The organism is Pinibacter aurantiacus, from assembly GCF_019130065.1.
GTDB classification, from domain to species: domain Bacteria; phylum Bacteroidota; class Bacteroidia; order Chitinophagales; family Chitinophagaceae; genus Pinibacter; species Pinibacter aurantiacus.
Genome location: NZ_JAHSPG010000013.1, coordinates 283,585 through 295,145, shown reverse-complemented (window position 1 = coordinate 295,145; position 11,561 = coordinate 283,585). Strand labels below are relative to the sequence as shown.

The window sequence follows — 11,561 nt, the reverse complement described above, 5'->3', positions numbered from 1 at the left end:
TATGAGAAGATATTCGCATTTACTGATCAGGTGTTTTATATTCATGGCTATTGTAAGCCTAACCGCCTGTACAAAATATTTGGACAAAGCTCCCGGTGCTGACGTATCGCCAACGGATGCTTTCATCAACTTTACAAACTTCCAGGGATTTACCGAAGAGTTGTATGCCTGCGTGCCGGAATTTACCAGCAAAACATGGGCTTGTGATTGGTTACTGGGAGATGAAATTATTCACAAAACCGGAGTAACATGGTTGAACGAACAATTCGATAATGGCGACTCCTGGTCTTGGACAACAGGAGAGTGGATATCCTGGCTGGATGCACCTACTTATAATACAGATCCTACAACCGGCTTTGGTAAAGGATTGTGGCCCAACTCATGGTATGCTATACACAAAGCAAACCTGGGCCTTGCAAACCTCGACAAGCTGAACGGCACACAAGAAGAGAAAGATTTGATCAAAGGACAATTACTTTTCTTCAGAGGTTGGTTCCATTTTGAATTAATGAGTTATTGGGGAGGACTTCCTTACATCGACACTGTTTTGGCATCTGGCGCAAAGCTGACATTACCACGCCTGGATTACCAGACAATGGCAGAAAGTGTTGCTAAAGATTTAAGAGAAGCGGCGGATCTTTTACCAACAGACTGGGACAAGACAACAGCCGGTACCGCAACGCTGGGCAAGAATCAACTGCGCATTACAAAGATCGCTGCATTGGGATATCTCGGAAAAAATTACCTGTATGCCGGTAGCCCGTTGATGAATCGCTCATCTAAAGGCAGTGCAACATTTAATTCAGACTATTGTAAGAAAGCAGCCGATGCATTTGCTGAATTATTGAAATTGGTCGACAATCAATCCACCTGGATCAAGCTCATAGATTTTCCGCACTACAACAACCTGTTTTATACAAACGGAGGCAGCTTTATTCCAGGCTATCCGGAAGCGATTTTTCAAAATCCTGTTTACAGTTCATGGTTTGCCGGTTGCCCATGGGGGCCAAGCTCCATCTTTGCCGAAGGAAACATTGGCGGCGGATATACATCTCCTAATGCGCGTTTCGTAGAGAACTATGGCATGGCAAACGGCTTGCCTATTACTGACCCTGCTTCTGGTTATGACCCTGCCAATCCATGGGTTAACAGAGACCCTCGTTTTTATCATGACATTGTAATTGACGGAGACCAGATCATTAAAGGTTCTGCACCTGCAGACAAAGAAAAATATCGTTATGCCAATCTATCAAACGGTGGCTACAGCCGCGATAATTCTTCCATCGGACGTACCGGCTATTTGCTGAGAAAGCTAACGCCAATGACTTGCAATAACATTGACAATTTTCCTAACAACTATTTGCATGTCTCTTACATGCGCCTGGCTGATGTTTATCTTATGTATGCCGAAGCGGTATTGCAAGGCTATGGATCTGCAACCAGTGTTGGACCAAACTACATAACGCCGGAAGATGCTGTCAACAAGATCCGCACAAGATGTGGCACAGGAAAAGTAGGAGCACAGTACGTCGCGGACAAAGATAAATTCATGGGTGAGATTATAAGAGAAAGGGCAATGGAACTGGGCTTTGAAGAAGAAATACGCTACAATGATTTGCGTCGCTGGTTGCTTGCAGGAGATGTTAAATACAGGGAAAAAACCTCGATTGATTTTGACCGCGATGCAAATGGCAAGCCGATCAACATAAAAGAAAGAGTGTTGATCACACGTAAGTTCGAGGATAAGAACTACTGGTTACCGCTTAAAGTAAGCGATGTAAACCTTTATCCAACTTTTAACCAGAACCCGGGATACTAAAGGGTTAGAGTCTTTAAAGCCAAAACGAGAATAAATGAAAAATTTAATTATAAAGATATTTCTGGGTGGCTTGTGTGGTAGTGCGGTGTCTGTTGCAACGGCACAAACCACACAAACAGCCAAACACGCTACCAATCTCGCAACCGATTCGATCGTGAATGTTGCATACCGCACCGTTCAAACGAGAGATGTGGCCGGTGCCATATCAGTATTGAACACGCCACACTACTTAGATAAGAACTATGGCACTTATCCTTTAGAAGGTGCAGACGCAATGGTAGGCGGGAGCAACCTTTGGGGCCTTGGTAATGCACTCGTATTGATTGACGGTGAACCGCGTTCGCTGAGTGACATCACCACAAATGAAATTGCACAAATAACATTTTTAAAAGGCGCGAATGCTGTTGTGCTATACGGAACGCGAGCAGCCAATGGTGTTATTCAAATTACAACAAAGCGCGGCAAGGCGGGTGTGCATGGAAGTTCCGTGCGTGTGCATACAGGCATCAGTGAACCTAAATCTTTGCCGCACTACCTGAATTCGGCAAACTATATGTCTTACTACAACCAGGCATCAATCAATGACGGTTTGCCTGCTATGTATGCTGACTCAACGATCCGGAAATATGCAAGTCATTCCAATCCATACCGCTATCCGGATGTAGACTATTTTTCTTCGGACTACCTGCGTAAATTTTACAGCACTTATTCGGCAAATGCAGAATTTACCAGTGGTACAGAGCGTGCACGTTTTTATGCACTCGCAGGATTTCAAAGCCAGAATTCATTGTTGAATTTTGGAGAAGGAAAAAACGAACGCAATACGCGTTTGAATTTGCGCGGCAATATTGACCTGAAGCTTAATTCTTTCATCAGTACTTATGTGAACGTTTCGACAGTTTTTTCTACCAACAAACGTGCACTGGGTAATTACTGGCAACAGGCCGGAGTATTGCAACCACAACAGTTTGCGCCATTGCTGCCTATAAGCATGGTATCTCAAACGTCGAAAGACGCGCAGGCTGCAGTAAATGGTAGCAGGAATATTATCGACGGAAAATATTTACTGGGCGGTAACCAACAATACCTTACCAATCCTATTGCTGATGTGTATGCTGCAGGCTATGATAATTTTACGAGCCGCCAGTTTCAATACACAAATGGGATAGATGTAGATCTTAAGAATCTGCTGAAAGGCTTGTCACTGCACGGCCAGATGACCGTAGATTATTCAAACACTTACGACGAAACGCTCAACAACACATATGCAGTATATGCACCTACATGGAACAGTTTCGCCACAGGTGATTCCATTACCGCGCTTACGAAATACAATAAGGACAGTAAACCGGGCATACAAAATCTTGGCAATACATGGAGCGATCAACTCATAGATTTTGACATCCATCTTGATTACATAAATACATTCAAAGACAGGCACAATGTATCTGCAATGTTAGTGGCCGATGGTTTGAGACGCCGTCAAACAGGTGATTTCCAGTACAGAACAAATGCCAATATCGGATTGCAATTGAGTTATAACTACAACCATAAGTATTATGCAGATTTCAGTGGTGCTGTTGTGAACTCAACCAAGCTTCCTGCTGGCAAACGAGTTGCATTCTCGCCTACAGCTAACCTTGGTTGGCTGATAAGCGAAGAAGGATTTTTGAAAAACAGTTCGTGGATAGATCGTTTGAAAATAGGGGCTTCTGCCGGAGTAGTGAATACAGATCTTGACTTCAACAGTTACTATATGTATGATGCGGTGTATTCACCGACCGCGTTTTATTCATGGTCAGACGGCACTTACGTAAGCCAGGCAACTACTATATCACGCGGCGAAAATTTAAACCTGTCTTATGCAAAACGCAAAGAAGTAAACTTCACTGTCGAAGGTTCTTTTTTCAAAAAGAAATTGAACCTGATGGCAAACTTATTTGCCATTAGAAAAGACGGAGTACCTGTACAGAGTTATTCACAGTATCCAAGTTATTTCGTGACGTCATTTCCTGTTACCTCTTTTGTGCCTTATACTAATTTCCAGGCGGACAATTATCATGGCGCAGACTTTCAGTTGGACTATCATGAAAAAGTGGGCAATGTAAACATCACAGTTGGTGGCGCTTTGACCATTGTTAAAACCAAAGCACTTAAACGTGATGAACTGTACACAGATGCTTACAGGAACAGAGCAGGTAAACCTGTTGACGCGATTTTTGGTTTACAAAACGAAGGCTTCTTTGCAGATCAGAATGACATCGACACACATGCTGCGCAAAAATTTGCAGTCGTGAAACCTGGTGATATTAAATATAGAGATCAAAATGGCGACGGCATTATAGACGAGCGTGATGAAGTTTATATTGGTCGCTGGAACGGCACGGTAACAGGTGGTTTGAATATTACCGTTCAATACAAGGCGTTCTCATTGTTCGTGTTAGGAACAGGAAATTTTGGCGGCACGGGTGTTAAGAGCGGAAGCTATTACTGGGTGTCTGGCGCTGCAAAATATTCTGATGTGGTGCGCAACAGCTGGACAGAAGCCAATAAAAATTCGGCAGACTATCCACGTCTTACAACAACGAGTGGTAGCAATAACTTCAGGACTTCTGATTTTTGGACGTACAGCACCAATCGTTTCAACCTAACAAAAGTGCAGCTGACTTACACACTGCCACAAAGCATCTTAAAGAATTCATTTGTCAAAGGATTTAAGGCATATATAAGTGCGAATGATCTGCTTATGATTGCCAAAAACAAAGCCATTATGGAATTGAACGTGGGTTCTGTACCGCAAACGAGGTTCTATAATTTCGGTATCAAAGGTGAGTTTTAGTCTAACATTTCTACAACAAGTCAATATGAAAAGAACAATAATAAATATACTGATCATATCGCTGGCGTTTTCCGGTTGTAAAAAAATATTATCTCCGGCAGACGAGAACAACAGGGAGCTAAGCGATATTTACGATAATGCAGCATTTGCTGAAGGGCTTTTGCTCAACGGTTATGTGCGGTTACCAATTTCGAATTATTCATTTACCGACGTTGCAACTGATGATGCGGTATCAAATGATCCCAATAACAATTACAGATTGATGGCTACAGGAAAATGGTCGTCCATCAGCAATCCCATGGAGCAATGGACAGGTGCATTTGCTGCCATCCAATACCTGAACCAGATATTGGAACAAACTGATAAAGTAACCTGGGCAACAACCGGGCAATATACCGATGCAATGTTCAATGATCGTAGCAAAGGCGAGGCTTATGGTTTGCGTGGGTTGTTTATGTTCTATTTGTTACAGGCACATGGCGGATGGTCTCCCGATGGTAAATTGTTAGGCGTGCCCATCCTTACCTCTTCACAAAATGCACAGTCAAATTTCAAGTTGCCTCGCAACACCTTTGAAGAATGTGTGCAGCAGATCTACAAAGACCTGGATTCTGCAGCGAGTTATCTTCCACTTGACTTTGAGAATGTGAGTGCAGTGCCCTCTAAATACGCAGGCAAGACAACCGTAGCTGATTACAACCGCGTGTTTGGTGCATATAACCGTCAACGAATGACTGCCCGTATTGTAAATGCCATTCGCGCAAAAGTTTCTTTGTTGGCGGCAAGCCCTGCTTATAACCAGGGAACAACCGTTGTGTGGAGCAAAGCGGCAGATGATGCAGCGAAAGTGCTTGACCTCAACGGTGGATTAGCAGGAATAGCGGCCAATGGCAATTACTGGTACTCAAGTCAGAATGCCGGAGAGATCAATGGCGTGGCATCAGGTGTCAATCCTGCCGAAATCTTGTGGAGAGGCAACGTGGGAGATGGCAATAATTTGGAGAAAGACAATTATCCGCCGAGCTTATACGGCAGCGGCCGTGTTAACCCAACACAAAATCTCGTAGATGCATTTCCAATGGCGAATGGCTATCCTATTACAAACGCCAGTAGCGGTTATGATGCAAACAATCCGTACGCTGGAAGAGACCCGCGACTGGCGAGATATATTGTTGTGAACGGAAGTAAAATGGGGCCATCAGGTTCCACAATCTCTACAAAAGTGGGAGGCACCAATGATGGATTGAATGCCATTCCTACATCTACCCGTACAGGATATTACATGAGAAAACTGTTGCGTGAAGATGTGAACCTAAATCCTGCAAATACAAATACACAACGTCATTACGTCCCTTATATACGTTACACGGAAATATATCTTCTATATGCAGAAGCTGCCAATGAAGCATGGGGCCCGGACGCAAAAGGCACACACGCTTATTCTGCAAGAGAGATTATCGCGGCCATTCGTAAAAGAGCAGGTATTGCACAGCCTGATAATTATCTCGCGTCAATAAGCTCCAAAGAAGATATGCGAGCGTTGATCCAAAACGAAAGACGCCTGGAACTGAGCTTCGAAGGTTTCCGTTTCTGGGACATCAGAAGATGGCAGCAAAATATTGCCGAACCTGCAAAAGGCGTAACCATTACCAGTACTAGTTTTTCAGTAGGTCCTGTAGAAGACAGGTTGTACCAGGATTTCATGCATTACGGTCCGTTACCTTACAATGAAGTGCTGAAAGAAAACTTAATTCAAAATAAAGGATGGTAACATTTTGGTTGACAACTTAAACATAATGAAATGAAAAGAATACTGTTTATATCATGTTTTATTTTGGCAATATTTTCTTCTTGCTCCAATAAAACTTTAAGCTTCCCGGATTATAAATACACCACTGTATATTTTGCTTACCAATCACCAGTGAAAACGTTGGTGCTGGGCAATGATATCTTTGATAATACATTGGATAATGCGCATAAGACTACTATCATGGCAACGCTCGGTGGCGTGTACCAAAACAATAAAAACGTTTCAATCAGCGTGTCTGTTGACCCAACGCTTTGCAACAACCTTCAGTTCGACGGAACTACAAACAAAGTGATTCCAATGCCATCAAACTACTACACACTTCCTAAGGATATGAACATTACTATACCTTCCGGTAATGTAATGGGTGGAATGGAAATACAATTGACAGATGCATTCTTTGCAGATCCGCGATCCATCACCAACACGTTTGTCATTCCGCTGCGAATGAATACTGTAACCAATGCAGATTCTATTTTGAGTGGAAAAAGTGATCTCAGCAAACCTGATCCACGCATAACCGGCAATTGGATCACCGTGCCTAAGAACTATATTTTGTATGGCGTAAAATATATCAATCCATTTCATGGAAATTATTTGCGCAGGGGAACGGAAGTTTTAAAAGACAATGCAGGCGACACAACTTTTGTGTATCACAGCCAGTATGTGGAAACAGATCAGCTATGCAGCATGGGCACTTTGTCAATGACCAAAGATTCGGTATTGCTTAATGCTAAGAACAGGGGCAATGTCAATCAGCCTTTTCAACTTGTTCTTTCATTTGATAACAAGAATGCCTGCACCATTTCTAACCCCTCCGCGGCAGTCTATACAATTTCTGGTAGTGGAGAATTTGTGAAAGAGGGAGACTCATGGGGTGACCAAAAACGTGATGTATTGCATTTGAAGTACACCGTTGATTTTGGAACGTCAACGCACACATTCACCGATACTTTAGTAATACGTGATCGTGGCGTTAAGTTTGAAACGTTCAATCCTGTAGTAACAAATTAAACCTGCACCTATACCATAACAACTACCTGGCTCTGTTATACCATGAGCCGGGTAGTTTATTGTTAGCAGCAACATCGTCGGTGGCGCTTAAAAACGAATTGATTGTTCTATGTCAGCTTGTTACTTTCTATCAATAAATTTTTATTACCGCTTACAGTTCTACATTAAGAACATGCCCGGTATTTTTTGCGAATCAGTTATCGAAAAGTAATCTGAACCAACATGAAGTATATTTCTTTCTTACTGCTCATTGTGGTGGGCTCCGGCTGTTTTGCGCAGTCATACCAGAAGACAGCAAACGGCGTTTCTGCTGTCATTGGAACCAATAAAGTGGACATTCAATTTTATACCCCCTCAATCATCAGGGTTATTAAGTTGCCAAAAGAGAAACAAATCTCTAAAGAAAGTCTTTCAGTGATTGAAAAGCCAGGAAAGTGTGAGTTTTCTGTCATTGAAAAAGACAATTACCTGACACTGAAAAGCAGTAAATTGTTTGTATATCTGGATTTGATATCCGGTGACATATCATACAAAAACATTTCCGGCGAAATGCTCTTGCAGGAAAAACCGAGTAGTGTCTCCTTTACACCATTTAATGACGCCGGAAGAAATACGTTTTCCGTTTCACAATCCTTTCAACTAGATAAAGAGGAGGCCATTTACGGACTTGGGCAACATCAGCGCGGCAGGCTGAACCAGCGTGGACAGCGATTCCACATGATGATGCAGGGAAACACAGAGGACCCGATCACTTTTTTTCAATCGGTAAAAGGCTACGGTATTTTTTGGGACAATTATTCACCCACCACTTTTGAAGACAAGAGCGACGAAACAGTTTTCAAATCTGAGGTGGGAGATTGTGTAGATTACTATTTTATGTATGGTGGCAACGCCGATGGTGTGATTGCACGTATGAGGGAGTTAACCGGCCAGGTGCCAATGTTTCCATTGTGGACCTACGGTTTTTGGCAGAGCAAAGAACGTTATAAATCACAAGAGGAAATTGTGGGGGTTGTAAAAAAATACAGAGAACTAAAAGTTCCTTTGGATGGCATCATCCAGGACTGGCAATATTGGGGCGACAACTATCATTGGAACGGGATGGAATTTCTCAACAAGGAATTTCCGCAACCCGCGCAAATGATCAATGATATTCACGCGATGAATGCTCATGCTATCATTTCGATATGGGCCTCATTTGGACCGCAAACAAAACCTTACGAAGAGTTGAATGCAAAAGGCATGTTGTTTAATTTTCGCACATGGCCGGAAAGTGGTAAGGATAGCTGGCCGCCTGATATGAACTACCCTTCGGGGGTGCGTGTGTACGACGCCTACGATCCGGTTGCGAGAGATATATACTGGCACTATGTAAACAAAGGTTTGTTTTCAATTGGACTGGATGGCTGGTGGATGGATTCCTCTGAACCCGATCATCTTGCTTTTAAAGATTCTGATCTTGACCAGTCATCGCATCTCGGTTCTTTCAGAAGTGTGCGCAATGCATTTCCTTTGATGACAGTAGGCGGTGTGTATGATCACCAGCGCAAACAAACTTCATCCAAAAGAGTATTTATTCTAACCCGTTCTGCATTTGCCGGCCAGCAGCGATATGGCGCCAATACATGGTCTGGAGATATTCAGTCGTCATGGTCAACTCTGAGAACACAAATACCAACGGGACTTAATTTTTCGCTGAGTGCAATCCCTTACTGGAACAGCGATATAGGTGGATTTTTTCTCAACGAATTCAAACGAAAACTGGAAGATCCCGAATACAGGGAGCTTTACACAAGATGGCTGCAGTTCGGTACATTTTGTCCAATGATGCGTTCGCATGGAGCAGACGCGCCAAGGGAAATCTATCAGTTTGGAAGCAAAGGCACGAAAGTGTATGATGCCATTGAGAAGTTTATCAATTTACGCTACAGTTTATTGCCCTACATCTACTCAACTTCATGGGATGTTACGTCCAATCAATCTTCTATGATGAGAGCCGTAGTGATGGATTTTCCGAAAGATAAAATGACGTGGGATCTGAACAATGAATTTTTGTTTGGAAAGTCAATATTGGTGGTGCCGGTTACAAGCCCTCAATATATAAAGCGAGTGGCAAGTGAAAAGGATTCGTTGTGGGCAGAAGATTTCACACGCACTCAAACTACAAAGGTTTATTTACCGGATGGCACAAATTGGATTGACTTTTGGACAGGCAGGTCCGTTGCCGGTGGACAAACAATACAAAGAGAAACACCGCTCGATATTATTCCGTTGTACGTGAAAGCAGGCTCCATTGTTCCCTTTGGACCAAATGTGCAGTATGCAGAAGAAAAACGATGGGATAGTTTGGATATTCGCGTTTACCCCGGCGCTAATGGTGAGTTCGTTCTTTATGAAGATGAGAATGACAACTATAATTATGAAAAAGGCCTTTACTCCACCATCTCGTTTAAGTGGAACAACGCCACAGGAACATTAAGTATTGGCGACAGGAAAGGCAGTTTTGCGGGTATGCTGAAAACGAGACAATTTAAGCTCTCGGTGGTTGATGAAAATGCTACAATGAGAAGAAGTAAAATCATTAGTTATAGTGGCAGATCTGTGTCTGTGAAATTATAAAAGGACTGCTGAAAACTTAATCAAAAAAAATAATCACATTTATGAAATATGCTGTTTTTTGCTTGCTGATAACAGGTTGTTTATTGGGTGGTGCAAAAGCGCAAAATCCCATCATTCAAACACACTTCTCTCCGGACCCTGCTCCAATGGTTTATAACGGCAGGGTGTATGTTTACACTGGAGATGATATTCCCGGTTATGATTTTTATTACATGATCAAATGGAGAGTGGCATCGTCGGAGGATATGGTGAACTGGACCGATCACGGCTCGCCCATTTCACTCGAATCATTTTCATGGGCAAGAGATCGTGCATGGGCCTCGCAGTGCATAGAGCGCAACGGAAAATTCTACTGGTACATTTGTGCGCAAACAGTAGACAATAATGTGGCCATTGGAGTGGCTGTTGCTGATCATCCCACAGGACCTTTCAAAGATGCGCTGGGCAAGCCGCTGATATCAACCGGCAGTTGGGCAAATATCGATCCCACTGTTTTTATCGATGATGACGGACAGGCTTACTTATATTGGGGCAATCCCAACCTTTACTATGTGAAATTGAATAAGGACATGTTGTCTTACACAGGTGATATTGTGCAAATTCCCCAAACGGCTGAATCATTCGGAGGAGTGCGCAAACAGCGAAGCACCGGCGATGCAGAAGCTGGAGTGGAACCAGTCAAAGATCTGTACGTTGAGGGACCTTGGTTCTATAAACGTTCCGGTAAGTATTACCAGATGTACGCAGGGATAACAAACCGCACAGAATGTTTGTCCTACGCTATGAGGGATGCGCCAACCGGACCATGGAAATACCAGGGCAAGATCATGACTGACCAACCTACCAACAGTTTTACCAATCACGGCGGCATTATAGATTTTAAAGGCAATTCTTATTTGTTCTATCACACAGGATTATTGCCTAACGGTGGCAGTTATGGACGCGCAACGGCCATTGAAACATTTAAATATAATGCGGACGGAACCATACCGTCGATTAAGATGACAAAGGAGGGCGTGCAGCCCGTGGGCAAGCTTGATCCTTACAAGCGTGTGGAAGCAGAGACCATTGCATGGGCAGAAAAATGTAAAACGAGCCAAAATGAAAACGGTGTTTTTGTCACCGGCATTCGCACTGGCAGTTATATCAAAGTACGTTCAGTAGATTTTGGAACGTCGTCTCCTAAAGAGTTTTCTGCAACCATTGCAGCAGGTCTTGACGGAGGAATTCTGGAAGTGCATGTTGACAGCCTCGCAGGCACAAAGCTGGCAGAGATAAAGGTTCCCAGAACAGGTGGCTGGCAATCGTGGAAAACATTCACCGAAACATTGGCGATACCTGTTACCGGAATGCATGATCTGTATTTTGTGTTTAAAGGACAAAACATTACTGCTGGCCGCGAACTATTCAATTTTGATTATTGGATGTTTAAAAAATAATCAATAATTCTTTTTACTAAAAAC

Annotated in this window: 6 protein-coding genes; all 6 read left to right on the top strand. The window is 43.0% G+C overall.

Annotation, left to right across the window (positions count from 1 at the left end):
* Position 1 precedes the first annotated feature (1 nt).
* The 6 genes from KTO63_RS17020 (at position 2) to KTO63_RS16995 (ending at position 11,537) form a co-directional block, all read left to right on the top strand.
* Entirely contained in the window at positions 2-1,819 is a 1,818-nt protein-coding gene (locus tag KTO63_RS17020) for a RagB/SusD family nutrient uptake outer membrane protein (protein ID WP_217792590.1), read from the top strand.
* Between the two features lie 34 nt (positions 1,820-1,853).
* Complete coding sequence (locus KTO63_RS17015; RefSeq protein ID WP_217792589.1) at positions 1,854-4,658, top strand: SusC/RagA family TonB-linked outer membrane protein; 2,805 nt, start codon at positions 1,854-1,856, stop codon at positions 4,656-4,658.
* A 25-nt stretch (positions 4,659-4,683) separates the two neighbouring features.
* Positions 4,684-6,429, top strand: a complete 1,746-nt coding sequence (locus KTO63_RS17010; RefSeq protein ID WP_217792588.1) for a RagB/SusD family nutrient uptake outer membrane protein — start codon at positions 4,684-4,686, stop codon at positions 6,427-6,429.
* 30 nt (positions 6,430-6,459) lie between these two features.
* A complete protein-coding gene (locus KTO63_RS17005) occupies positions 6,460-7,479 on the top strand; it encodes a DUF5627 domain-containing protein (RefSeq protein WP_217792587.1) in 1,020 nt (339 codons plus the stop codon).
* 222 nt (positions 7,480-7,701) lie between these two features.
* A complete protein-coding gene (locus KTO63_RS17000) occupies positions 7,702-10,098 on the top strand; it encodes a glycoside hydrolase family 31 protein (protein ID WP_217792586.1) in 2,397 nt (798 codons plus the stop codon).
* Between the two features lie 41 nt (positions 10,099-10,139).
* Entirely contained in the window at positions 10,140-11,537 is a 1,398-nt protein-coding gene (locus KTO63_RS16995; protein WP_217792585.1) for a glycoside hydrolase family 43 protein, read from the top strand.
* Positions 11,538-11,561 lie beyond the last annotated feature (24 nt).